General features: G+C 45.3%; 32 protein-coding genes. 12 read left to right on the forward strand and 20 right to left on the reverse strand.

Annotation, left to right across the window (positions count from 1 at the left end; all coding sequences use genetic code 11):
* Positions 1-119: 119 nt before the first annotated feature.
* The 12 genes from BME93_05850 to BME93_05905 all read right to left on the reverse strand — a co-directional run bounded on the left by BME93_05850 (position 120) and on the right by BME93_05905 (position 10,849).
* Complete coding sequence (locus tag BME93_05850) at positions 120-767, reverse strand: V-type ATP synthase subunit D (GenBank protein ID ATZ61574.2); 648 nt, start codon at positions 765-767, stop codon at positions 120-122.
* Positions 764-2,170, reverse strand: coding sequence for a V-type ATP synthase subunit B (locus BME93_05855; protein ATZ61575.2), 1,407 nt, complete (start codon positions 2,168-2,170; stop codon positions 764-766). Before BME93_05855 ends, BME93_05850 begins: the two co-directional genes overlap by 4 nt.
* Before the next feature lie 13 nt (positions 2,171-2,183).
* Complete coding sequence (locus tag BME93_05860) at positions 2,184-3,944, reverse strand: ATP synthase subunit A (protein ID ATZ61576.2); 1,761 nt, start codon at positions 3,942-3,944, stop codon at positions 2,184-2,186.
* Positions 3,941-4,273 carry a V-type ATP synthase subunit F gene (locus BME93_05865; GenBank protein ATZ61577.2) on the reverse strand — a complete coding sequence of 111 codons (333 nt, stop codon included), beginning with the start codon at positions 4,271-4,273 and terminating at the stop codon, positions 3,941-3,943. Before BME93_05865 ends, BME93_05860 begins: the two co-directional genes overlap by 4 nt.
* Complete coding sequence (locus BME93_05870; protein ATZ61578.2) at positions 4,270-5,457, reverse strand: V-type ATPase subunit; 1,188 nt, start codon at positions 5,455-5,457, stop codon at positions 4,270-4,272. The genes BME93_05865 and BME93_05870 overlap by 4 nt, the downstream gene beginning before the upstream one ends.
* A 3-nt stretch (positions 5,458-5,460) precedes the next feature.
* Positions 5,461-6,048 carry a V-type ATP synthase subunit E gene (locus BME93_05875; GenBank protein ATZ61579.2) on the reverse strand — a complete coding sequence of 196 codons (588 nt, stop codon included), beginning with the start codon at positions 6,046-6,048 and terminating at the stop codon, positions 5,461-5,463.
* Positions 6,049-6,068: 20 nt separating this feature from the next.
* Entirely contained in the window at positions 6,069-7,040 is a 972-nt protein-coding gene (locus tag BME93_05880; GenBank protein ATZ61580.2) for a hypothetical protein, read from the reverse strand.
* On the reverse strand, positions 7,033-9,027 hold the full coding sequence (locus BME93_05885) for a V-type ATP synthase subunit I (GenBank protein ID ATZ61581.2): 1,995 nt from the start codon (positions 9,025-9,027) through the stop codon (positions 7,033-7,035). The genes BME93_05880 and BME93_05885 overlap by 8 nt, the downstream gene beginning before the upstream one ends.
* Positions 9,027-9,344 carry a V-type ATPase subunit subunit G family protein gene (locus BME93_05890; GenBank protein ATZ61582.2) on the reverse strand — a complete coding sequence of 106 codons (318 nt, stop codon included), beginning with the start codon at positions 9,342-9,344 and terminating at the stop codon, positions 9,027-9,029. The genes BME93_05885 and BME93_05890 overlap by 1 nt, the downstream gene beginning before the upstream one ends.
* 166 nt (positions 9,345-9,510) lie before the next feature.
* Positions 9,511-10,173, reverse strand: coding sequence for a type IV pilin N-terminal domain-containing protein (locus BME93_05895; protein ID ATZ61583.2), 663 nt, complete (start codon positions 10,171-10,173; stop codon positions 9,511-9,513).
* A gap of 64 nt (positions 10,174-10,237) precedes the next feature.
* Positions 10,238-10,645, reverse strand: coding sequence for a type II toxin-antitoxin system VapC family toxin (locus BME93_05900; GenBank protein ATZ61584.2), 408 nt, complete (start codon positions 10,643-10,645; stop codon positions 10,238-10,240).
* 6 nt (positions 10,646-10,651) lie between these two features.
* The gene (locus BME93_05905) at positions 10,652-10,849 is read right to left on the reverse strand and encodes an antitoxin family protein (GenBank protein ATZ61585.2); all 198 of its coding nucleotides are present in this window, start codon (positions 10,847-10,849) and stop codon (positions 10,652-10,654) included.
* A 231-nt stretch (positions 10,850-11,080) separates the two neighbouring features.
* Here BME93_05905 and BME93_05910 point away from each other — a divergent pair, with 231 nt between their 5' ends.
* The 6 genes from BME93_05910 (at position 11,081) to BME93_05935 (ending at position 16,265) form a co-directional block, all read left to right on the forward strand.
* Entirely contained in the window at positions 11,081-11,281 is a 201-nt protein-coding gene (locus tag BME93_05910; protein ATZ61586.2) for a hypothetical protein, read from the forward strand.
* Positions 11,271-11,510 (forward strand): PIN domain-containing protein, encoded by a 240-nt coding sequence (locus BME93_05915; protein ID ATZ61587.2) that lies wholly within the window; start codon positions 11,271-11,273, stop codon positions 11,508-11,510. Before BME93_05910 ends, BME93_05915 begins: the two co-directional genes overlap by 11 nt.
* 92 nt (positions 11,511-11,602) lie before the next feature.
* Complete coding sequence (gene minD, locus BME93_05920) at positions 11,603-12,391, forward strand: cell division ATPase MinD (protein ID ATZ61588.2); 789 nt, start codon at positions 11,603-11,605, stop codon at positions 12,389-12,391.
* Between the two features lie 221 nt (positions 12,392-12,612).
* Positions 12,613-14,496: a type II/IV secretion system ATPase subunit gene (locus BME93_05925; protein WRQ72892.1), complete on the forward strand. Its 1,884-nt coding sequence runs from the start codon at positions 12,613-12,615 to the stop codon at positions 14,494-14,496.
* A gap of 97 nt (positions 14,497-14,593) precedes the next feature.
* Entirely contained in the window at positions 14,594-15,346 is a 753-nt protein-coding gene (locus tag BME93_05930; GenBank protein WRQ72893.1) for a type II secretion system F family protein, read from the forward strand.
* A 4-nt stretch (positions 15,347-15,350) separates the two neighbouring features.
* Entirely contained in the window at positions 15,351-16,265 is a 915-nt protein-coding gene (locus BME93_05935) for a type II secretion system F family protein (protein ATZ61589.2), read from the forward strand.
* 39 nt (positions 16,266-16,304) lie between these two features.
* On the opposite strand, the gene BME93_05940 is transcribed toward BME93_05935, so the two are convergent.
* The 6 genes from BME93_05940 to BME93_05965 all read right to left on the reverse strand — a co-directional run bounded on the left by BME93_05940 (position 16,305) and on the right by BME93_05965 (position 18,918).
* A complete protein-coding gene (locus BME93_05940) occupies positions 16,305-16,556 on the reverse strand; it encodes a hypothetical protein (protein ATZ61590.2) in 252 nt (83 codons plus the stop codon).
* A 70-nt stretch (positions 16,557-16,626) separates the two neighbouring features.
* A complete protein-coding gene (locus BME93_05945) occupies positions 16,627-17,364 on the reverse strand; it encodes an ATPase domain-containing protein (protein ID ATZ61591.2) in 738 nt (245 codons plus the stop codon).
* Between the two features lie 288 nt (positions 17,365-17,652).
* Positions 17,653-17,874 (reverse strand): type II toxin-antitoxin system HicA family toxin, encoded by a 222-nt coding sequence (locus BME93_05950; GenBank protein ATZ61592.2) that lies wholly within the window; start codon positions 17,872-17,874, stop codon positions 17,653-17,655.
* Positions 17,867-18,100 carry a type II toxin-antitoxin system HicB family antitoxin gene (locus BME93_05955; protein ATZ61593.2) on the reverse strand — a complete coding sequence of 78 codons (234 nt, stop codon included), beginning with the start codon at positions 18,098-18,100 and terminating at the stop codon, positions 17,867-17,869. The genes BME93_05950 and BME93_05955 overlap by 8 nt, the downstream gene beginning before the upstream one ends.
* A 135-nt stretch (positions 18,101-18,235) precedes the next feature.
* Entirely contained in the window at positions 18,236-18,667 is a 432-nt protein-coding gene (locus BME93_05960) for a type IV pilin N-terminal domain-containing protein (protein ID ATZ61594.2), read from the reverse strand.
* A 59-nt stretch (positions 18,668-18,726) separates the two neighbouring features.
* Positions 18,727-18,918, reverse strand: a complete 192-nt coding sequence (locus tag BME93_05965; GenBank protein ID ATZ61595.2) for a DUF5371 family protein — start codon at positions 18,916-18,918, stop codon at positions 18,727-18,729.
* Positions 18,919-19,081: 163 nt separating this feature from the next.
* On the opposite strand from BME93_05965, the gene BME93_05970 reads away from it, so the two are divergent.
* Genes BME93_05970 through hisE form a run of 3 tightly spaced genes read left to right on the forward strand, consistent with a single transcriptional unit; the run spans position 19,082 to position 20,875 of the window.
* On the forward strand, positions 19,082-19,717 hold the full coding sequence (locus BME93_05970; protein ATZ61596.2) for a DUF1614 domain-containing protein: 636 nt from the start codon (positions 19,082-19,084) through the stop codon (positions 19,715-19,717).
* Positions 19,718-19,775: 58 nt separating this feature from the next.
* A complete protein-coding gene (locus BME93_05975; GenBank protein ID ATZ61597.2) occupies positions 19,776-20,567 on the forward strand; it encodes a CBS domain-containing protein in 792 nt (263 codons plus the stop codon).
* Positions 20,564-20,875 (forward strand): phosphoribosyl-ATP diphosphatase, encoded by a 312-nt coding sequence (gene hisE, locus BME93_05980; protein ID ATZ61837.2) that lies wholly within the window; start codon positions 20,564-20,566, stop codon positions 20,873-20,875. The genes BME93_05975 and hisE overlap by 4 nt, the downstream gene beginning before the upstream one ends.
* Positions 20,876-20,887: 12 nt before the next feature.
* Here the strand turns inward: hisE and BME93_05985 are convergent, their stop codons facing one another.
* A complete protein-coding gene (locus tag BME93_05985) occupies positions 20,888-21,763 on the reverse strand; it encodes a CBS domain-containing protein (GenBank protein ID ATZ61598.2) in 876 nt (291 codons plus the stop codon).
* Between the two features lie 232 nt (positions 21,764-21,995).
* Between BME93_05985 and BME93_05990 the strand changes: the two genes are divergently transcribed.
* The 3 genes from BME93_05990 to BME93_06000 all read left to right on the forward strand — a co-directional run bounded on the left by BME93_05990 (position 21,996) and on the right by BME93_06000 (position 24,140).
* Entirely contained in the window at positions 21,996-22,946 is a 951-nt protein-coding gene (locus BME93_05990) for an NOG1 family protein (GenBank protein ATZ61599.2), read from the forward strand.
* An 84-nt stretch (positions 22,947-23,030) separates the two neighbouring features.
* Positions 23,031-23,342 (forward strand): hypothetical protein, encoded by a 312-nt coding sequence (locus BME93_05995; protein ATZ61600.2) that lies wholly within the window; start codon positions 23,031-23,033, stop codon positions 23,340-23,342.
* 9 nt (positions 23,343-23,351) lie between these two features.
* The gene (locus tag BME93_06000) at positions 23,352-24,140 is read left to right on the forward strand and encodes a TatD family hydrolase (protein ID ATZ61601.2); all 789 of its coding nucleotides are present in this window, start codon (positions 23,352-23,354) and stop codon (positions 24,138-24,140) included.
* Here the strand turns inward: BME93_06000 and BME93_06005 are convergent.
* Complete coding sequence (locus BME93_06005; GenBank protein ATZ61602.2) at positions 24,114-24,440, reverse strand: hypothetical protein; 327 nt, start codon at positions 24,438-24,440, stop codon at positions 24,114-24,116. The genes BME93_06000 and BME93_06005 overlap by 27 nt on opposite strands.
* Positions 24,441-24,447: the final 7 nt, after the last annotated feature.

Below are 24,447 nucleotides of genomic sequence, written 5' to 3' on the forward strand. Positions count from 1 at the left end.
AAATATTATCGTGCCGATTGCAATAGACAGTATCGCGCATATTTGAGCAATCCATAAAAATAAATGGAGTTTAGCCCGAATATCTGGATTTTTCAGGAAATTCTCTAACCATTTATCGTTCAACATACCTCTAACAATGCCTTGATTCTCTTTCTTCTGAAGAAATCCTCTCGTCCCAGCTCTTCGAGGTGCATCTCGATATAGTTTTGCGTCGACTGGAGACGTGGAATCAAAATATTTTCAAGCGCATTAACCCTTCTCTTTGTTTTCTCTATCTCCTGCGCCAGTTTTCTTATCGAAGTCTCCTCCTCTGCCAGCCGTAGAATGTGTCTCAAAACCCTCTCAAATCCGTCAGATGCCTCATCCAACTTGGCTGACGTGCTAACGTAGCCATATCCGCGTTCTCTGCTCCCTCTCCCCCTTAATAGAGGGGGCTCCATAATTACTGGAACCCTCACGCCCATTATGTTCCGCACATTCATCTGGACGTCGACCATTTCGGTGACCGAATACGAACTCTCTTGGACGCCATTGCGCCCGATCACCATTTGTGCCTCGATCAACGTTTCAAATGCTTCTTTGATGTATTCTTCCAATTCGACTCTGTGCTTCCTATATTCCTCTATCATCTTGAAGAATTCCATAATCAGGGCATCCCGCTTCTCTTCGAGTAAATCATGCCCTTTCTTGGCAAGCACTTTTCTCTTTCTTAGCTTTAGAAGCTCCATCCTCGTTGGCCTGACGCCACTGATGATGTCCCTGCTCAAGTCTTGCCACCACTGTATTTGGGATGATATTTCTTTATCATCTCGACGTCGACTCTCTTCAATTCAGATTCTGGAAACATCGACAGCAGGTCCCAGGCGATTTCAAGCGTCTTTTCGATCGATCTGTCTGCATATACTTTTTCCTGTTGCACGAATTCTCGTTCAAAGCGATCAGCGAACATGAGATATTTTCTATCAGTGTCTGTCAGGGCCTCCTCTCCTATAACTGCGACCAGATTCCGCAATTTTCGCCCCTCGGCATAAGCGGAATAAAGCTGGTCGTTTACATCAGCATGGTCTTCCCGGGTCCTACCCTCTCCGATTCCTCCCTGCATCAACCGTGATAGGCAGGGAAGAACGTTGATAGGTGGATATATTCCTGTTCTATGAAGGTCCCTTGATAATACTATCTGCCCCTCCGTGATATAGCCTGTCAGGTCAGGAATCGGGTGCGTTATGTCGTCGTCTGGCATGGTCAACATCGGCATCTGGGTGATCGACCCTTTCTTCCCTTTTATCCTGCCAGCCCTTTCATAGATTGATGCTAAATCGGTGTACATGTAACCAGGGTAACCTCTTCGTCCTGGTACTTCCTCTCTGGCAGCAGCGATTTCTCGAAGTGCCTCGCAATAGTTTGTTAAATCGGTCAGAATCACCAGCACGTGCATATCTTTCTCAAATGCCAAGAACTCCGCCGTAGTAAGCGCCAGTCTTGGAGTGATAATTCGCTCGATAGCTGGATCGTCAGCGAGGTTCAGGAAAATCACAGCCCGTTCCAGCGCTCCAGTCTCTTCGAAATCTTTGATAAAGAAGTTCGCCTCTTCATGGGTGATTCCCATCGCTGCGAATACGACTGCGAATTCCTCCTTTTTTCCGAGAGTCTTTGCCTGTCTTGCTATCTGTGCCGCCAGAATATTATGCGGCAAACCGGCGCCGGAGAATATTGGAAGTTTTTGCCCTCTGACCAGCGTATTCATCCCGTCGATAGTCGAGATTCCTGTTTCGATGAAGTCCCTTGGAAACTCTCGTGCTACTGGATTGATTGGATATCCATGTATATCTAGCACCTTTTCAGGAATGATGGCTGCTCCTCCATCGATAGGATTTCCAGTGCCATCAAAAATTCGCCCGAGCATCTCTCCGGATACTGGGAGCTTCATGGTCTCTCCGGTGAATCGAACTGATGTCTTGTCGGCGTCGAGATCGTGCGTGCCCTCAAATACTTGGATGACTGCCAAATTCGTTCTTGTTTCGAGTACCTGCCCCCGTCTCCTCTCTCCAGATGGGGTCTTGATTTCAACGACCTCTCCATATGCTACGCCAGATACGCCCTCTACTATCATTAACGGTCCACTTACTTCTGTTACGGTCGTGTATTCTCTGCTGCTGTGAATTGAAGACATCTCCATAATCGGTCTACTCTCCTATCTTTTTAAACTGAGACTCCATATTCTTTTCAATCTCCTCAAAATGCTTCTGGTATTCTGCATCTGGGACCGTGCTCATTCTGGCCAACTGGTCTTTTATGGGCATCGCCTTGACCATCTCGGCTGGGATGCCATCTTTGACCTTCTTTAATGAAAGCTCATTGAATTTTAACATGATTCTCATCATCTCATATTGTTTTTTACCTGGACAATAAGTATCAACCTTATGGAATGCATTTTGCACAAGGAAGGCTTCTCTGATGGTCTTTGCCCCCTCCAGAATAACCTGGTCACTTTCAGGTAGAGCATCCGGCCCTACCAATTGTACGATTTCCTCCAGTTCGCTTTCTTTCTGGAGCAGGTTCATCACCTCGTTCCTCATCTTTCCCCACTCTGTCCCTATTTGTTCGTGCCACCAATGTTTGACCTGGTCAGAGTAGAGCGAATACGACTGGAGCCAGTTGATTGCAGGGAAGTGACGTTTATTTGCCAGGTCTGCATCCAATGCCCAGAATACCTTCACGATTCGAAGGGTGTTCTGGGTAACCGGCTCTGAAAAGTCTCCGCCGGGCGGGCTTACCGCCCCGATTACTGAAATTGACCCTACCGCCTTCTCTTTGCCATTTACCACGACGCGCCCAGACCGTTCATAGAAATCCGCCAGCCGTGAAGCCAGATATGCTGGGAATCCTTCCTCACCAGGCATTTCTTCGAGCCTCCCGGAGATTTCTCGCATTGCTTCTGCCCATCTGGACGTCGAATCCGCCATCAATGCGACATCGTATCCCATATCTCTGTAATATTCTGCCATCGTCATTCCAGTGTATACGCTCGCATCTCGCGCGGCTACGGGCATATTACTGGTGTTTGCGATGAGTATGGTCCTCTTCATCAAAGGCTCACCAGTTGTTGGGTCTACGAGTTCTGGAAATTCTCTTAGAACATCTGCCATTTCATTTCCACGTTCACCGCACCCGATGTAGACGATTATATCTGCATTTACCCATTTTGCCAGTAATTGTTGCACCACGGTCTTACCAGAGCCAAATGGGCCAGGGATTGCGGCGGTCCCGCCTTTTGCAATAGGGAAAAGCGTATCGATGACTCTCTGGCCAGTGGTCAGCGGAATCATGGGGTTAAGCTTTTTAACGTAGGGTCGCGCAATTCTGACTGGCCATTTCTGCAACATCTGGATATCCTTAATGCCTTCATCGGTTTCTATCTTCGCTATCGTATCAGCGATCGTATATTTGCCCTTTGGGACTATCTCGATAAGTCCCCCCGCGGTCCCGGGCGGAACAAGTACCCGATGAGTGATAGTTTTCGTTTCTGGAACGGTTCCTATCACGTCTCCGGGGTTTACTTTCTCTCCTTTTTTGACGGTCGGCACGAATTCCCACTTGACATCTCGCTCAATTGCCGGTACATCGCTGCCCCGTTCTATATAATCTCCTGTCTGTATTTTGATTAACTCTAACGGGCGCTGAATGCCGTCATAGATTTTTCCGAGAAGTCCAGGACCCAATTCGACTGATAATGGCATACCAGTCCGTACAACAGGTTCGCCAGGCACAACGCCTACTGTTTCTTCGTATACTTGTATCGTCGCCACATCTTCTTCTAATTTGATTATCTCTCCGACTAACTGCTCATTTCCGACTCTGACCAGTTCATACATCTTTGAGCCTTTCATCTTCTCAGCCAAAACGACCGGTCCTGTGATCTTGATGATAACGCCTTCTCTCATCATGGTTGTATACCTCTGCTTTTTATGTCTATGCCCACTGCCCTTCGAATCAATTTGTTTATGGGGTCTTCTCTTTTAGTTGGGCCATCTTTCCCAGGCATTTCGATTATTATCGGGTAAACGGTTTTTCTCTCTTGAATATCGGTTACAAATGACCGAATCTCCTCTGCTAAACGGTCTAAAAGTATTATTATTCCGACCTCTGCATCTTCAATAAATTGTTTCAGCGCCTCCTCTGTTTCCATGGGCGTATCGACAATTTTTGTTTTTCTCACTCCTGTCAACGCAAAGCCCATCACCATATTCATATCTCCTATCACAGCTACTTTCATATGCTTCCCTCACACACCACAATTTTTTTCATTTTTTCCAGCGGCACACCCTCGCTGATGCCGCGAATCACCGCTCTGATATTTCGAATCTCATATCGTTTGGCTACTATAAATTTGATGAGCGGTCCAGCACCAAGATGATATGCTGTAGCGAGGAATGATGCAGAGCTCAATAAGAATCTATCGAGGGCGGCCTCAAATGGATAGATGCTCTTAGTCTCCTCATATTCTGGAATGGCTTTTTCTATTGAGGACATATATGCCGTCCCTTCAAGTTGAGTGACGATTTCCATCACATTTTTATATTCAGAAATTTGTTTAAGACTCGCTTCTGAAAGCTCCCGCCCCCCTGATAATATATATTTCTGCATCGTCTCGGCTTCAATTTCATCCTTTTTAGCCCTCAATGTCATCTTTATATTGGCCACGTCTGCATACACCCCAATGAATTTGTTTATCGGTTCGACCATGCCCACATCTACGTGCTGTTTTGAATTGTGAAGCTGTTGAAACACGAATTTATCCAGTGCCAGTTCAAGGGGCAGCACTGACCTCATCTCGGCATAGTCAGGAAGGACGTCTGAGAGCGGCTTTCCATATGGGGTGTTCTGTAACATCAGGACAGCGTCTTCAACACCATCCGCGTCTGCCATACTCCTTATCAATGCAGGAGTTATAATGCCTGTCGGAATTAGTTTCTTTTCAATTTCTTCCGGCGGCAACCCCATCTTCTTGGCCCTTATGGCAATTTTCAATTGCTCTGTTTCCAGCAGCATTAGATATGCTTTGAAAAATGGTTTTACACCTTCTGGCGCCGTATGTACGATATTCTCGCATTCCTTGAGGTGTGTGGCATTCAATGCTCTCTCGATTTTGTCAACATCGCCACTTACATCGATTTTATACCCCAACTCCATAATTTTATCCATAACTTCAGACGCACTTTTTGACTCCAAAAGTTCACGTACCCTATCAGACCGAATATATGGGTTTCCTACCGCCTTAACCCTGGCAGTTGGATAGGCAAAATACGCAATGTCCAATATCATTTTAAAATAACCCTGGGCTGTCGCTATTCCGATAGCGACCAGAAATATTATCGCCATTGCATAGGCTATAAACTCAATCGACGTTATGCCAAACATCCTATTGAATTGCTCGGTCAGTTCGAATAGTTCCTGCAAACTTTAGGTCACCTCATATAATATCTTGGATACTCCATATCTGAGGTCGTTTTTTTGCCGCTCTAATATGGCCTCAAAGGTGTTGTTCACGGTCACATCTCCAGAGCTTGATTTGATGATGACTCCTCCGATGGCATCTATGCTTTCTTTCCCCATCACCACTTTGTCCGACATACTGGAAACGACCTTCTTGACGATAGCATGGTCTCTCTCAGCTGACATGATGATAACTTCATCGAGACCTATCACTTCAATGCCATCCACTACCAGTCTTTTCAGCACCGTTTCATATTTTTTGGTCTTGTCGCAATTCAAGCTCTTTACAGCCTCTGTGAAGCACTGAGAAATGCCCTGGCCCCTTGCCTCCATAGTAATTCGACGAGCACCCATTCTAGCCCCTGATTTTATTCGGTTACCGATGGCTTCGATATCTCTCTTACCTCTCTCGACGATGTTGGCATACTCCTGTTTTCCTTTTTTATCGGCTTCTGCCAGGATTTTATCCACTTCCTGCTTTGCTTCCACCTCGATACGTTGCACCTCTGCATTTGCATCGCTTTTAATCTTTGCTATGATTTTATCAATACCCATGTGTCATCAACGTCCTAAAATTATGCGCCGAGCAGTCCTATGCCGAACATGATTAAGATGGCGACCAGTAGCCCAAAGATGGCGAACGTCTCTGACATTACGGTCAATATCAGGCCCCGCCCCATCGCATCTGGGTTTCGTGATGTGGCGCCAATCGCACCAGCCGCGGTTATACCTTGGCCTATGGCAGACAAACCAGCGAGACCAATTGCCAGGCCACAACCGATTGTTGCGAGACCCACTGTAACCGTTGCATTGAAGTCTCCCACGAACATTCCGGTAAATGCCATCAACAATATCGCTATGAGCAGACCATATATCGCCTGCGTCTCCGGAAGCACCGAGAACACAATTCCCTTGCCAAACATCTCTTCCTTCTCTGCAGTTGCGCCAATACCGGCCGATGCAGCAATCCCTTGGCCTATACCAGACAAACCAGCGAGACCAATTGCCAGACCGCAACCGATTGCAGTCAATCCAACTGAAATGGGAACATCGACAGCTATGCCGCCGAACATTCCAGTAAATGCCATCAACAATATCGCTATGAGCAGACCATATATCGCCTGCGTCTCCGGAAGCACCGAGAACACGATACTTCTTCCCATTGCTTCGCTTTTCTCTGCAGTTGCGCCAATACCGGCCGATGCAGCGATCCCTTGACCTATGGCAGAGAAACCAGCGATGCCAACTGCCAGGCCAACACCTATTGCAGTCAATCCAACTGAAACAGGAATATCGACCGCTATGCCGCCGAGCAATCCCGTTGCCATTAAAATTAATATTGCTACCAATAGGCCGTATATCCCCTGTGTCTGCGGTAGCGCCTGAAATACGATTGCCATCCCAAACCTATCCGGCTTTTCTGCGATGACTCCTGCTCCTGCAGCTCCTGCAATTCCCACTCCAATACCTGAACCTATCGCTGTCAATCCAACAGCCAATCCAGCTCCGATCGCTGCGAGCGCAGCTCCAACTCCTATTTCAATCATCAAGATTTCTTCCTTTCTCGTCTATTAATTCAGTATATCTTCTCATAACTCCAAATGGGATAAACTCTTTGCCACCACCAACATAGAACTTCCCAAAAAATTCTACATACTGCAAACGCAGTGAATGAATAAACGCTCCAAGGGATTGCAAGGCAAAGTTAAACGTTTGCCCAACCACGAAGACCAGGGCTGCCATGATTATCATCACCGGGTGTATATCTGCGACCATCTTGGTTAAAATGTTCACGGTCATCGCTATGCCGAATGTAGCCAGTGCCAGTGCCAGAATCCTGGCATATGACAACCAGTCGCCCAGAAATCCAGTGAAGCCGAATAACCCAAGCGGGCCCTGTTTTATGAGAATCAAAGCCATTCCGATTATACTTCCGACGCCAGCAGCCGTTATTAGCTGCGATTCTATCGCTGCCCATCCAAAGAAACTGAAAATCAAGATGGCAGCACATGGCTGGATAATGAACCATGCAATTTGGCCATGCAATATATCTCGGTAGTTTTTCCTTCGTATATTCTGGTAAGCCGCTATAAGCAGGCCCAGATTGATATGGATTATGCCTATTACCAGGGCAATCTGAAGAACTGCTACTGGGTTCTTCAATGGATCTAACAATACGAATGGAGGGTTTATGCCTAAGAAGAACGGGAGAAAGTCCCCAAAATATCCTCCCTGCCAGACTCCAAACACGGCTGCCGATGCGCCAATCGTCATCAAGACGATGCTCATATCGTGCATCGAATTGCTGACCTTTCCCACACCTTGATACAGCATGTATCCGATTGCGATGATCAACAGTCCGTAGGCCACGTCGCCAAGCATAAATCCAAAAAACAATACTAATATGGGGGCAATAAAAATGGTGGGGTCGATTTCATCATACTTTGGACGGCCAAACATCGTCGTCAGAAACTCAAATGGCTTTAACCATCGTGGGTTATCATATTTAATTGGAATCTCAGTCGGCGTTGCAGATGCTGCTTTTAATTCACAAAAAACATGCCCATCCGTCGTCCTGTCACAAAGACCTTTCAGTTCGTCGACGTCTTTGGAGGCAACCCACCCCTCGATAACGATGGCATCTCTGGTCCTGCCGAACTTTGATGGACACGCCATTCGCTCTTTTTCGATTTCCAATTCCTCTTGCAGGGTCAAGAGTTTCCGACCCCACTTTTCGTCCATTTTTTTAAGTTTTTTGAGCAATTCATCCTTATGGGCTTTGAGTTGTTTCAGCTCTTCATTTATCCCTTCGATGACCTCGAGAGGCTTGCCCTCAAAATGCCCAATTTTGACCTCGTCGAAGATATGCCCTCTCAAGGCATCGTCCAGCTTCTCCTTGTTTTCGGAAAGCGTTGCGATGATTGTTATATAACGCTCATCATCAATCTTCTCCTTGAGCAATAAAGTATCGATGCCCACCTTATCGATATTTTCTATAAACCTGTCATAGTTCTTCAGTTCAACCGTCCCTGCGACGATATACAGGTATTTTGATTCACCCATATAGCTGAGGTCAAAATCAAACGGCTTTAACAGCTCGATGGAATTCCGCTGCATCATAAACGAATCGATGCCCTCCTCTATAGTGGACAGCTCGCTCTTAATGCTGATGGCATCCTCCACTTCCTCAAAAATACTCTCAGTTTCATCGAGCAGCCGATCGACATTTCTCCTCTTTACGGGGGTTTTAATGATGGGCGTGGGGCGGAACAATTCCCTCAATATGCTCGTTTTGTCCTCTCGAACTTCCTCTAATGCACCAAGAATACGGTCGACCCTCAGTTTATATTCTGTGCACTTTCCCATTTTGGGATGCGTCTCCTCCTGCTCTAAAATGTCGCCGACACCGCTCTTCGAATCCCGTATACTTGTAATTTCCATGATTCCTGCTTCATGAAGGGCAAAAATGAGCTCTTCTTGATACGCCCGATGCATGATCATCGTTGCGCTCTTCATCTCAGCAGGAAAAAGCACTATATCCCTCCTGTCACTTTTTCGACGATATATCTAACGGCTTCTGCGACCTTGCGCTCTGCCTGTCTTTTAATTCTTTCCGCCTCTTTTTCTCCCTGTCGTCTGATTTTCTCCGCCTCCTTTGTCGCTGTTTTCTCTGCCTTTTCTTTGGCATCCTGAACAGCGTCTATCGCTTCTTTTCTCTTCTGGAGGACGAGCTCTTCGGCATCTTTTTGCGCCTTTTTAATCCTCTCCTCGGCATTGGACCTGGCACTCCCCACCATCTTCAGTGCATCGGATTCTGCCTTTTTGAGCATCTCAATCTCGCTTTGCGCCACAGGTAATCCTCGAAATTGTTGAATAAATAAGAACGGTTGATTTCACATTTAAAGTTTATCTTTTTTGAGCCTTGGTTATTCCGAGTCACAGGTGTGATTCCTCATCGCCTATCAACGACCACAGCAGATGAGGATGTGATTATCGCGATGATTAGCTTCATGCGACTTATTTCACGACTTGTCTCACCACAACCTCAGACCTAGCGATGATTAGACCAGAAGGGATATCCATAACCGTGATTGTGATTTTTGAGTTTCCTTTGAATCTCCAATTGTCGCTCGTGACACTTACATCAGCAATTGATACCGTGACAGTCGATGCTGGACGAGTCACTTCCTTACTATCGTGACCATTTAGTATCAGCACTTCTCCAGCAGACCAGATTCCATCATTGAGCGCTATATTGCGGTCTTTGTATGCCTTGTATTTGCCGTCGTATTCTAAATTCTCATAGACGACGACGATATCGCCTCCCGCCCTGGTTCCTGGAGCGCCTCCCGTAATATTTTGTGCCTCCCCATATCCTGTGATAATTATTTTCGTCCAGGATATGTTGAGTGAATCTCCGCCCCTGTGTATGAACGTGATCCAATTATCACCGAATTTTACTTCTGGTGATTGACTGTGTAGTAGTCCTCCCGTTGCATTCTCTACCACGATACTCGCCAGTGGAACCCTCTCTGGCGTTCCAATGCCAAATGCAAGGGCTCCTATGATAGCCGCAAGCAGAACGGTCAGGGCGACCATCAGTATTACGCCGATGATGGGGGATACCGCATTTTCATCGATGCCGCGATCGGTAAACGAACCTTTTGGTAGTCTGTTCATGTTTTCCTATGGTGTTTCTATCAAGGCTCATGCTAATAAAATTATGGTCAATCGAAAAATAACATCATTCTGGCACGATTATCTCTAAAAAGTCAACCCTTTTAAAATCTGAGTCAAAGGTTGCTATCTTTTTAATTCCATAATGTTTGCACGTTGCAGCGATGAGTGCATCGTTTGGGAGTAGTCCATATTGCTGAACAATCCATCTTGCTTCTTCTTCTATAACATTGCTTATGGGCAAATTCTCTGCGATATTAATCAAAGCTTCTACTTTTTCCAATTCTTGAGCCTTTGATTTTATAACTTCTGGCTCTTTCTTAAGTTCAAAACTACTTTTTCCAGTAACGAGCTTTAAAAAGACATAGACGACCTCACTATAAACTATGGAATTCCTAAAGACCTTCTCATCCTTACACAGTTCTAAAAACTTATTTCTTATCTCTAAATTTCCCTCTAAGATTTTTAGAAATATGTTAAATCAACAAAAGCCCCATTCATCCTCTAACTCCTTGAGTGTTTTGAGCGTATCTTTGCCCTTCAGCAGTCCAAAGGAAGTGTCTACAATATTACTTAAGCTATCTATCTCTACCCGCAATCTCTCCCCCTCTCTTATCTCCACCTTCTCCAGAGGCTTGAACACTCCCTTCTCATAGACGACCTCTATTGTTTTTGTCATCTTGCGACATTCCCTCCTGTTATTTATCCTATTATAGAGCCATTCATATAAAAAGATGACACTGCCAACTGAAAAATAAAGAAAATAAATTAAAAAATAAAAAGGGGGAGCGGTTCGCACCACTCCCTGCAATATAAGAAAGTCATAAAGGAAGTTATCGTGGTGACCCGACGAGGCAGAATCGCACAAAGATTAATAAAACACTAACACATACAATTCGCTGGTGAAAAAATGCAGACAGAAGTCGAAACCCAAATATATGAAAAACTGGGCAGGATCGAGGGCGAAATCGAAGACCTTAGGACTCTCCTTCTTCAGGGACAGCAGATTCCCAAGCGGGTTGTTTCACTGGGCGGTTTGTTTAAAGGGGTAGGGGTAACCGAAGAAGATATAAAAGAGGCGAAGAGTTCATTATTTAAAGTTGGTATTTAGCATGTTCGTCGTGGATACGCATGCACTGCTATGGCATCTAACTGAAGATACCAAACTGGGCAGAAAAGCAAAAGAAGTGCTCGATAAAGCAGATAGAGGGGAGACAACTGCTGTCATCCCGGCAATTATATTGGCAGAGGCTTTATTTATTTTAGAAAAGAAAAGAGCCGATTTGAAGTTCAAAGATGGTTTAAGGAAAATTGAAAGGAGCCTGAACTATGTAGTTTAAAGTTTTGACAAAGGATAGTAAGATTATCGAATTTGGCGATGTTGAGGTTTTGTGGTAAAAACCAAAAAGAAAAAATAAAAAAGAGGTTAGACATGGCGGCTAAAGTATATGCCATTGCATCGGGCAAGGGTGGCACAGGAAAGACGACGATTACGGTCAACCTTGGCACTGCCCTTGCGATGTGCCCTGATTACAGCGAAAAAAAAGTTGTTATAATAGATGCAGATATCGGCATGGCTAATCTGGGATTTATTCTTGGGCTGGAAAAGAGCCCGACGACATTGCACGAAGTGTTGGCTGGCAAGGCTGATGTCGAAGATGCAATGTACAAGGGAATAGGCGGGGTCACGGTCATCCCCAGTGGCATTTCTTTACAGGGCTTCCAGAATTCCAAGCCCGAAAAACTCAAGGAGGTGATAGATACACTTCGTGAAACAGCTGACATCATATTGATCGATACGCCCTCTGGAATCAGCAAAGAGAGCATGGTGCCCTTGACAATCGCTGCTGAAATTTTATTAGTAGTAAATCCGGAACTCACGTCTATAGTGGATGCCTTAAAAACCAAAGTACTGGCAGAGGGGTTTGGCGTCGAAGTGGGCGGAGTCATCATTAACCGGGCGGATGAGGGCAGGAACGAATTATCAAGTAAAAAGGTGGGAGAACTGTTGGGGACACGGGTCCTCCAAGTGATTCCGGAGGATATGAAGATTAAAAAAGCCGCGTTGTTCAGGACTCCAGTAGTAGTTGCAACTCCAAATTCACCGGCTGCCAAAGGCTTCAAGAGACTGGCCATAACTTTACTTGAAGAGAATTATGGTAAACTTGAAAAGAAGGGTTTTGTCGAGAGATTGAAGGACTTATTTAGATTTAAGTCGTGATGTTTTCACGCATAAATATTATTTTGTGTTCTCTGAGCCAGTAGCTATATGTATAATATGTTCCCCATATCTTCTCAGGTGGTAAAATAGTATCTACTAGAATTGAGGAATACAAAAGATACCACGACGGAGAGATATGTACAAGAGCAAGATTATACTGGCGTGAGGACGGAAAGCAGAGGCGTAAAACACTCATATCGTTCCCCAAGCCAAAATCGAATTTGACAGACGCCGAGCTCAGGGAAATAGAAAATGCGCTGCGCATTTCGAAGATGTCGAAATCCCAAAGGGATTACGACTCCGTCAGATGTTCCATCTGGCGGCGACAAAACATAGCACCAACTAAGAAGCGGATTATGCCAAAAAAAGCAGCAGAGATATCAAAAGAAACACTGGACGAATTGGTCTCTCCCAAACCAGTCGATAAAAACCAGTTAAAAGCGAGAATCGTCCGTCCAAAAATTTCTAAACAGGTCGAGATAGCCGAGGAGACCGAGGCAGTATGGCAGAGAACGGCAAGAGATGTCACGGTTAAGCCAACATGGTTCGAGCGCATGTTTGGGGGGGCAGAGGAAGTGGATAGATATGATCTGCAAAAGCACGGGCCATTGGTCGACCTCAGCGTGCCACCAGGTATGGAGATACTTGAGACCTGCTCAGTTAATGAGCCATATGCATATACCAGAGTTATGTATGAACCGGCCACGCACGAACATCACTACCATGTTCTTGAGCCAAAGTTGAGCGAAGGTGAACAAAAGCTCCTTAGTGAGATTCAAGATCGATTGATTGAGACATTAGACATGAACTTGAAGGACGTTGATAGACAAGGTGCATTGCAGTTTATGACTAATCGCATCAACGAATTTTTACGAAGTCATCACATTGATATCACCCCTGCCTCAAAGGAGAGGGTCATGTATTATACGACACGCAATTTTTTGGGGTATGAAAAGATTGACCCGATAATGCGTGATCCCAATATAGAGGATATTTCTTGCGATGGTCCCAATATCCCCATCTTCATATATCATAAAAAGTTTGGGTCAGTTAGGTCCAACGTTACCTTTGAGGATGTGAATAAATTATACTCATTTATCATTAAACTCGCTCAGATCTGTGGACGGCATATATCCATCGCAAACCCATTACTTGATGGTTCGTTACCAGACGGTTCAAGGGTTCAGTTGACATTGGGTAAGGAGGTCACCACGCGTGGCAGTACATTCACTATCAGGAAGTTCAGAGAAAGTCCATTTACTCCACCCGAGCTCATCGAATCCAACACGTTCTCAGTAGAGGCAATTGCATATCTTTGGTTAGCTGTAGAGAATGCTAAAAGCATTATCTTTGTCGGCGGCACAGCCTCTGGAAAGACGACGACTCTCAACGCCATCTCACTGTTCATTCCACCAGAAGCGAAGATCGTCTCAATTGAGGATACTCGCGAGCTGAATCTACCGCACCAAAACTGGATTCCAGGGGTCGTACGTGAGACATTTAGTAAAGAGGGAAACATCGATATGTATGACTTGCTTCGTTCCGCACTCAGGCAACGTCCTGAATTTCTGATCGTGGGCGAGATTAGAGGTGAAGAGGCTTATGTGATGTTTCAGGCGATGGCTACTGGGCACACGACGTTCTCGACCATGCATGCAGATTCAGTAATTTCGGTTGTTCATCGGTTAGAGAACCCGCCAATCAGCATTCCACGAATATTGCTTAAATCACTGGACATCGTCTGCATAAACGTCCAGACATATGTCAATAAGCAACGAGTTCGACGGATGAAGGCAGTTGTAGAGGTCGTAGGTATGGATCCACATACAAACGAGCTACTGACCAATGAAGTTTTCCGCTGGAACTTCTCTGATGACAAATTCAAATATTCCGGTTCATCATATGTTTTGAAGAGGATAATGGAAGAGCGTGCCTGGAATGATAAAGAAATGGGAGACGAACTCAAGAGACGGCAAGATATATTGAAATGGATGGTATCAAAGGGGATTAAATATTACGAAGATGTTGCAAAAATCGTGGTCATGTACTATCAGGAACCGGAAGAGTTGATGAAAATAGTTAGGCAGGAGTTGTATGGCAGTTAGTGCGTTTCAGAGGCTCGCATACAATATTTTTGGAGACCGCTTCAGGTCAAAAGCGAGGAAATATTATGATCTTCGGCAAGATCTCCAAGGAGCACGGATGGATGTTACGTTTGAAATGTACCTTTCCACTGCCACGCTCTATGCGACGATAATTGGGTTCGTCAGCATCGTCATTGCTCTTATGGTCGTACATGTGTTTTGGGTCTTTGATATTATAACCGTAGCTCTTTCCATGCTCACTGGTTTCGGACTCGGTGTTTTGACATATCTCGGGTTTCTGGTCTTGCCTGTCATGCGAATGGCCCAGCGAAAACGGGACATCGACGCCACATTGCCGCATGCCATCAACTACATAGCTGCGATGGCAGGGGCAGGTGTGACGCCACTAAAGATATTCCATTCATTGGCTAAATCTGAGGTATATGGCGAACTGGCGAAAGAAGCGCGATACGTAATCAGGGACGTTGATTTGTTTGGACGTGACCTAAATACAGCCATAAAAAACGTAGCTGCGACAACCCCATCCCAGAAATTACAGGAGTTCTTACAAGGCGTCATCACGACAAGCACGGCGGGTGGCGAACTCGAGCCATATTTCAAGCTCAAAGCTGGTGCATATATGACTGAAAAACGAATGGTCCAGAAGGAGTTCATCGAGAAATTGGGGATTATCGCCGAGACGTATGTGACGGCATTCGTCGCTGGACCATTATTTCTCATCGTAATATTATCAATCATGTCGATGATGGGTGCTGAAATTGTGTTGTTGTATCTGGTCATCTATGTTATGATACCTATGGGGAGTGGGATAATCTTGCTCATGGTAGATATGGCCACTCCAAGGGCGTGATTAAATGAAAGACGAAGTGTTAACGAGGCCGAAGCCAAGATGGTGGGCGAAGCTCATGTGGTTCATAGAACAGGCTATCGAAGCGCCAGAAGACATGCTACTCAGAAATCCGGCTTTTGCAATGATATTTAGCATACCTGCCGCACTTATCTTCTTGATATTTGGCATGCGGATTGTTTGGGGCACTCCCATGGTTGACGATGTCATCATATTTACGGTGTTGATTGCGATTGTCCCTCCCGGAGTCTTTCAATATAGTAGGTACAAGGATATCACTAAGATTGAAGAGCGCTTTCCGGACTTTATGCTGGAAATGGCTGACCTCAATCGAGCGGGGATGACGCTTCCGCATGCCTTGAGCGTTGTGGCAAAGGGCGAATATGATGCAATGGCACCGGAAATCAAGAGGATGGATGCAATGGTATCATGGGGCATCCCGTTTGAGCAAGTGTTGCAAAACTTTGCCCGACGGAAAAAAACTCTGATGATTCAGCGGTCTGTCTCGCTGATCAATCAAGCAGAGCGTGCCGGGGCCAACATTCCTGATATATTAGAGTCAACGGCAAAAGATGCCCGAGGGTCAAAGGTTATTGAGGATGAACGACGAGGGAGTATGTTCCTGTATGTTGTGATAAGTTATATGGCGTTCTTCGTATTTCTTTTAATCGTTTGGATTCTATCGACGGTCTTTATGCCTGTTATGGCCGAGGCTGGTGCCCTTGCGGGCCCAGGGGTGGGTTTTTTGGCTGAATTTGACCCAGCTGTATATACACGGTTATTCTTCCATGCCGCAATAATCCAAGCATTCACATCCGGATTGATTGCAGGAAAGATAGGAGGTGGGAACATCACCGCCGGACTAAAACACTCTGTAATCCTCATGGTCTTTGCATATACAGTGTTTGCTTTTATCAGGTAGTGGTGAGAATTTCCCGATAACATCTGAACACGATAAATCTCATTGTTTTGTAAATCGTGATGACCGAAAAGAGATGTATATGACAAAACAATAAAGGGCCGTAGACCATATCACCATCGATTTTAGCAAAATATTGGGGTCAAGATAGATTGGCATGGGGACAAATCCGAGAAGCACTGCCCCACTATACATAACTGCCACATAGGTAAATGAGGCAAAAATGAGGGCCAGCTCCCTCCACCCAAAGTACCACTTGCTTTTTATCCCTTTTCTTACCTGCTCACTTTCCATGAATATCGTGATTTATAACTCACTGTTAATAAAATTATTGGTCAATGTCACAACACCCGATTCGGGACGTCTACAAGACCCTGGTTGTAGTATCCAATTCGATGCCCGTATGCTCAATATTATATGGAAAGATTCTGGTGGGCGTTGGCATGCCACGCAGTTTACGAATAATGATCGAGCGTTCCAGTCTGTCGCCCTTCTCCCTTGTGAATAGCTCGAAAACCCCGCCTGCCACATGCTTCATGATATTTTCAGCAATCGTATCATGTATGCCCCTGGTCATCAAAAGCAAGTGCAATCCACCAGATAGCCGTCCAATGGATGACATGACTTCGACAATATCTGTAACCATTTCCAGTTCATAGTTTCTAAGGAAGAATGAAATCGAGTCGATGACACCCCTATATTTTTTCCCATGATCTCTTTCTATCACTGATTTCAATGTGCTAAGTTGATCAACGCCAATGCTTTTTCCTATGATGTTCTGCACTGATGTCCCTTTGGTTAATGTACTGGGAAGTGCTTCTGCGAATCGCGGCAAATAGGCATCGATAAAATCGATTTTCTTTTCATACTTCTGAACATCGAATCCCAATCTTGCCATATTATCTTTGATGCCCTCTATATGTTTCTCGGTCGAAAAGTAGAAAGCGTTTTCACCGTTCTCTAAGCCACCAAAGACGAACTGGTCTGCGAACACCTCGGCACCGACTCCGGACTCTCCCAGCAACAATATCGTCGTTCCGGGTAGTACTCCCCCGCCTAGTACTGCGTCCAGGCTTTTTATACCGGTCGTAACCAATTTCATGTTCACTATTGAGACTCCCCTGTTAGTATCTATATACTGGCTGCCAGTATTAAACTTTCCAGATTCGCATGATTTAATCTCATTTAATCAACAGCATATCCCAAAAGTAGCATTCCATAAATACAAGGAAAATAAAAAAGGGGAGCAGTACCGACTAAATCAACAGATTTAGGCGGACTCGCACCGTTCCTAAGAGTCGTTCAGGGTTGATGCTACGCTCTGGCTATATCATAGGATTCCTAAAGACCTTCCCATATTTTTAGAAATACATTAGAATCAACAAAAACCTCATTGGTCTCTCAGCTCCTCCTTACTTATCCCTGCTTGTTTTAAAATTTCAAGCAATGTTCCCTTCGGCAAATCTCTTTTATGAAGGGGGACAACAACTCTTCTTTTCGTTTCCGTGTGGTAGTAAATATGGTGGCTTCCTTTAATCCTATCCAGCACGAATCCCCTCCTTTCAAGTACCTTGATAACTTTCTGGGGAGTAAGAGAAGGAAGTTTAGGCATGAGCCTCTACCGTTAGATTGTATTCCAAAGTTCCTTTTTCTGTTGGTATATCTTCGCCATGCCTTTTTAAGCTCTCTATGTATAATTCGATAGCTTCCTTCGCCATCTCTATCGCTTCGTCTATCGTGCTCCCGTATGTAACACAGCCTGGAAGAGATGGAACTATCACTGTATAACCGCCCTCTGGCTCTTTTCTGAGCATGATTTTATAGCTTAATATTTTCATATATCTCCTCCTATCATCATTCCATTACAGCCATTCATATAAAAAGATGACACTGCCAACTGAAAAATAAAGAAAATAAATTAAAAAATAAAAAAGGAGCAGTCCGCACCGCTCCCAATTCGTTCAGGGTTGATACTACGCTCCGGCTGTCACGGGAACGTCCAACATCAGATGCCCTGTCGGCAGATGTGTTATTATCACGCGGACTGACGCTCCAAGCCCGAAAGGGGCAAGGGCACTGGCGTTGATCGTAACCGTCCTCCCAACCATTATATCAGTCGGGGTGACTCTGCCAGAGGGAATATGTACATCATTGACCACCACTACCAAATCCGTAACATTCATCGGCATCGCAGTGCCAATAGGCGTCATGGTTATATTATCTGTTGTATGATTTGCTGCTACGCCCACGAACCGCAGGTCTGGTGCTGGCTCTGGCGGAGCTATTCCGAATACGAATGCTCCGATGACTGCTGCCAAGACGACCGTAATCGCCACCATCAGAATGACGCCGATGACGGCCGATACTGCCTCTTCATCTTCCCCAAATTTCCCATTTGCTTTCATTTTCTTCATATTTTTTCACTCCTCTTATGTTCTTTTGCACAGAGTGTCTGAAAAGGTGGCTATTGCTTTATTTTTACTAGATGCTTTAATCGCCTTTGCCACATATCACTCACTTCTGTGCTGTCGCATTCGAGGTAATGTTGAACTGCTGTTGCGAGTGCTTCCTTTGTCGAACCTTCGCCGGTCTTCTTCTTCAACCGGTTTAAGTCTTCATCGGTGAGCACGGTTTGCGCATGTAATATTCTAACCATTACATCACCTCATGATAATAATGATGATGAGGTAATATATAAAACTTTGGGTACCGACAGTTACAGATTATCTTTATAAGATGGTGCGTCCTGTTCATATCATGCTTGAGCCCGACCCCCCCCCTTTCTCGAGATTTTTGCATTGTTTTTCATCATCTTGATTATGTCAAAGTTGCTGGCGCTGTATTTTTATCAGGTGGGATTTAGATTCTCAGAGCTGGTCCTGCTAATGGCTATCCCATTGTTCTTCTATATTTTGCCCATGGAGAATAACTTGATGAACATACCTGTTATAGAGGTGGGCAACAAGCTCATTGGGTTCAACGTCATCGGGCTGCTGATACCCCTCATCGTTTCAGCCAAGATACTCATGCAGAAACGCTTGCCGCTCAGGGAGGTTGCGCTGATAACTACAATCGTTGCCACTGTCACATATTTATATACTAATTTTGATCCAGACGTCGGAATCATCATATACTTTTTCGCGATACCGCCAATGCTCGCTGCAGCCATTGCATTCATACTAAAAAAAGACCCCAGAGTTAATGACTATAACACTGCGCTGATGACATATGTGTGCGCCACCCTTGGCATATTAATAGGGGCTGATGTGCTTTACCTATATCACATATTGCAATGGTGGAGGCCAGATGGAGCAGTGTTCATCATCATCGGCGGAGCAGGTGTCACCGATGGCATTTTTCTGGCAGGTATTATCGCTGTTTTGTTTGATCTGATATTTACATGTCAAGAGCACAACGTGGTCAAGGATTTCGTCAGGATGTTAAAACAGGACTAATATTATGACATTATTAGATATTATAAATACTCTGCCGACCAAACTACTTGAGATGCCCATGACAGACAAACTGAAAGTTGGGGATTATATGACCTATGATGTCGACATCGTCTCGCCTGACAGCACGGTGGCAGACGTCATAGGACTCATCGAGAGGACAGGGCACGAGAGTTTCCCGGTCGTAAGGAACGGCAAGGTAGATGGCTATGTCACCTCTACGGACTTGCTGTTATGCGGTCAGAATGACAAGATATCCAAAGTCATGTCCACCGACCTCGTGCTTGCGCACCAGGAGATGGACCTGGCCGATGCGGCAAGGGTGATGTTCAGAACAGGCATGTCCAAATTGCCAGTGGTCGATAAGCACGGGAAGCTCATCGGTCTTCTCAGCAACGCAGACGTCATACGCTCGCAGATCGAGCGGGCGGACCCGAAAAAGGTCTGGAAGTTAAAGAGGACGCTGGAAACCATTCACGACGTAAAGATAAGCGTGGCAAATGATAAAGTGGCGATAAACCAGCTCGTTCCGACGCAATCAAAAATTTACGCAGACGAGCTCGAGGGCAGGACATATGAATTGAAAAAAGGCATGGTCGAACCGATAGTCGTCATACGAAAACCCGGCAAACTGCTCCTGGTAGACGGGCATCACAGGGTTATCGCGGCGAGAAAACTTGGCATCGACACGATGGATGCATACATACTCATATTGGAAAAAGATATATCGCTTGGAATGGAAAAAACTGCCAGAAATATTGGGCTTCATTCGCTGAACGATATAAAAATACTGGACTATCCCCCGCACCCATTAGTCGAGTTCACCAGAAGGGGATGGAGGAGATTGAAATGAGGACAGATGTTTCCATCATACGGGAAGTTTACGATGTGATAGAGGACCGAAAGAAGAATCCCAAAAAAGGGTCTTATGTATGTTCACTGTTGAGCGATGCCAATGGCCGAATCCTGAAAAAAATCGAAGAAGAATCAGGCGAATTGATAATGGCGGCAAAAAGCGGAGACCGTAAAGACATCATCCACGAATCCGCGGATTTGATATTTCACACTCTGGTGGTATTGGCTGCCAATGACATTCCCCTTGAAGATGTATTAAATGAGTTGAAATCTCGAAGAGATTACAACTGTCGCAGGAAAGAGTAACATTGGTACGCTTCAGTACACAGCCAGCCCACTCAGGACATCCGTCCTTGTGATGATTCCCATCATTTTTCCTTTCTCGGTTACTATCAGTCGCCCTATTTTATGCTCGTTCATTGCCTTGATGGCCTCGTTGAGCGGCCTCTCGCCGTCTATCGTTATCACGTCCTTGCTCATTATATCCTCAACCAGTGCGTTGGGTTCCCCCCTCGATATCGCCCGTCCAATGTCAGTAAACGACACGATTCCGAGTATCTCATCGTTTTCCATCACCGGGGCACCGTGGATATTGTGCTTGATTAAAACACGCGCCGCCTCCTGTATGGTCGAGTCAAGGGTGAGGGACACCATCTTCTTGGGTACATATTCTTTGACCAATCTCTTCGGCAGGGATATCATTTCTACAATGGAGCACAGTATGACATTATCTACATCGTTGCGGCCATAGACCTCCCCCCTTATCATCAGTTTGTTCACTGGCGTGGGGCCGATCGTGATTTTATCTCCTGTATTAATCGAGCGTATATTCCCAATGACTTTTATGGATGCGTAGCATAAATAGGGATGTCTGATGGTCGTGAAACTTATCTCCGAAACCGTAGCTCCCTCTATTTCGGAGCCGTCGCGGTGGATGCGAACCATCGCCTCCTCATCTATCTTCTCGATGCCGATGACCTCGTATGCCTTTCCAGTTGGTATATATCCTCCCTTTGGCCCTGGAATGCCCTCCACCAGCTGGAGCACCTTCAACGTCTGCATCTGATTCCGAACTGTGCCGGGGTTTCGGTTGATAATCCTGGCTATCTCTTCCCCCCTCACAGCCTCATTTTTCTGACGGACCATGTTTATGAGGGCGGCAAGAATCTCCCTTTGAATCGGCGGCAGCTCCATGATGTTCTCCATTATAATGATTAATAAATAGTTTTTAGTCTCTTAGATGTTAAATATGTTTCGAGATGCACCATGTACCACTTCAAAGAAGTGGTGGACCTGCAACTCCCATGGAGTTTCAGGTGATGGAACATGTCGCAGTTCGGAGAACTGCGAGGGTTGTATTTCCTTCGGAAATTCAACAGTGGCTAATTATACATCAATGTACCTTATATAATGGTATGAAGAGGTCATGATATTCGAGAAATTACCGACAGTGCTTACAGCAGAAGAGCTGATTGACAAGGCGTTCAAAAAGGCATCCCGTACAGGAGGAGGAAAGGCGGTGCGGGTTAAAGCGACAGAGTCGATGATTCTGACGGCATCGAACATCATCTCAGATAATCTCTTGAACAACGTCAGGCGATTTCCTAACTTCGATGACATACCGCAGTTTTACAGGGAGCTAACTGACATCCTCGTTGGCATAGACCAACTCAAAATGTCGTTGTCCTCTCTGCACTGGGCGAGCACCAAAGTCAAGACACTTTCGAGGAGTTATATTGGAAACTTGCGGAAGGGCCAGAATCCTGCGGCAATTCGAAAACAAGCCTTTGGACGAATTGCCTCGGTTGTTCGGGAAATAGATTCGGATCTGAAATTTTTAAATGAGGCAAGGGGTAAATTGCGGAAGTTGCCGGCGGTGGCTGATATTCCTACGATTATAGTTGCTGGTTACCCAAACGTGGGCAAATCGAGCTTTGTCGCATGGATTAGCAGTGCAAAACCGCAGATATCCACATATCCCTTCACGACGAAGGGCGTTTTAGTAGGACACTTCACTCATGATGGGATTGGGTACCAGGTTATCGATACTCCAGGGTTACTGGACCGTCCCCTTTCGGAGCGCAATCGCATTGAGTTACAGGCGATATCTGCGCTCAAACACCTGGGAGATGTGGTTTTGTTCATACTGGACCCAAGTGAGACATGTGGATATTTACTTGATGCCCAGAAGCGCCTGTTAGTCGATATCGAGAAAGAACTGAAAATCCCGATAGTGGTGGTTACGAATAAAGGCGATTTGAGGGGAGTAGACGCTGACATGTCCACGAAGACAGGTGAGGGCGTAGCAGAAATAAAGGCGCAGTTAATCGAAATACTCAAGCGACCAAGGGCACGGGCATCCAGTCATACATCTTAAATTGGCAATTGGCGAAAGTTTATAATATATGGAGATAGTATCACATAACAGACGATTAAAGTTCGTCGATATGAGGTGAAATAGATGGAGATGAGAAACATATTATTTTCAGCCATACTGGTGGCTTCGGCTTTTGTACTCACAACTTTCTGGCCAGTGGTTAGGGGAGACCCAGTGATAGTCATAGCTGCGATGATATTTGCAGGAGCATTAGCCGCACTGTTTGAGAGCATGGATACGCGGTTGAGCGTTCTGGAAAACAAGCTCGATGCCAAGGAGCGCTCACTAAGGGTGAACATCCAGGGAGTCGAGGAAAACGTGGAACGAAAGCTAACTGCTACCGTCAAAAGAATCAATGAGGCAGTAGAATCGCTTACAAAACGCGAATATCGATAATCGATTAAGATGTCACTACGCCTGGTAGACGTCCATTGCCATTTGCAGCACGAAAAATACGATGGTCGCCTGGATGAAATAATAGAGCAGGCAAAACGTAAAATGGATTTTTTAATCGTTTCTGGCGCCAATATACCATGGAACAGGAGGGCAATCGAATTATCTACCAGGCATCCCGATTTTATTTATGCCACGGCAGGAATCCATCCATGCCAAAATATAAGCGACTCGGAGTTTTTAAGCGAAATTAGATACATAGAGGAGAATGCGGATAAAATAGTGGCAATTGGAGAAACTGGACTCGACCATTTCTGGGATACCGATGAGAATATACTACAGGCGCAAAGGCGAAGATTTGAAGAGCTGATAGGATTATCCAGGTCATTAAGCCTCCCATTGGTTGTGCACTCGAGAAAAGCAGAGGACGCAGTAGTAAGCGTTTTAGAAAGCGTTTTAGAAAAAAACGATACAAAAAACGATATGAACAACGTCATTATGCATTGCTTTTCAGGAAGCAAAAAAATAATGGAGCGATGCATCGGACTTGGCCATTATATCTCATTTTCGACCATGATACTGGCGTCTAAATTGCATAAAAAACTCGCAAAATCCTGTCCTGTTGAAAATATCCTGCTTGAAACGGATGCGCCCTATCTCGCACCTTCTGGAACGACAAATTTTCCCTGGAATGTCGAACTCTCGATTAAAAAAATCTCAGAAATAAAAAATATGGACGCAACGGAGCTCTTAAACCAGGTGTATGAGAACTCATTAAGCGCGTTTAATATTGGGAGATAACTCGCCAGACCAATCATACGCCGTGGCTACTAATCTTTCGGTCTTTTCCATGATGGCTTCGGCGTCGGCTACATTCTTTACCGACCTTATGTCTATTCGTCCGTTCCTGTAAATCATGACCGTCTTGCCATCGATCTCGAACTTGGCCACGCCAAGGTCTTCGGCGCATTTCAGGTTGGCGACGCGCTTTTTTAACAACTGGCAGAGTTTTTTCATGAAAAAGGGTCTGCTGAAACTACTTTCCGCTATATACTTATCCGGGTCATCGGTACAGTGTCTTGCCAGCGAGATCTTGTACATGATTACT

The sequence above is a fragment of the Methanosarcinales archaeon Met12 genome, from assembly GCA_002813105.2.
Classification (GTDB): Archaea; Halobacteriota; UBA148; order UBA148; family JAJOKI01; genus JAJOKI01.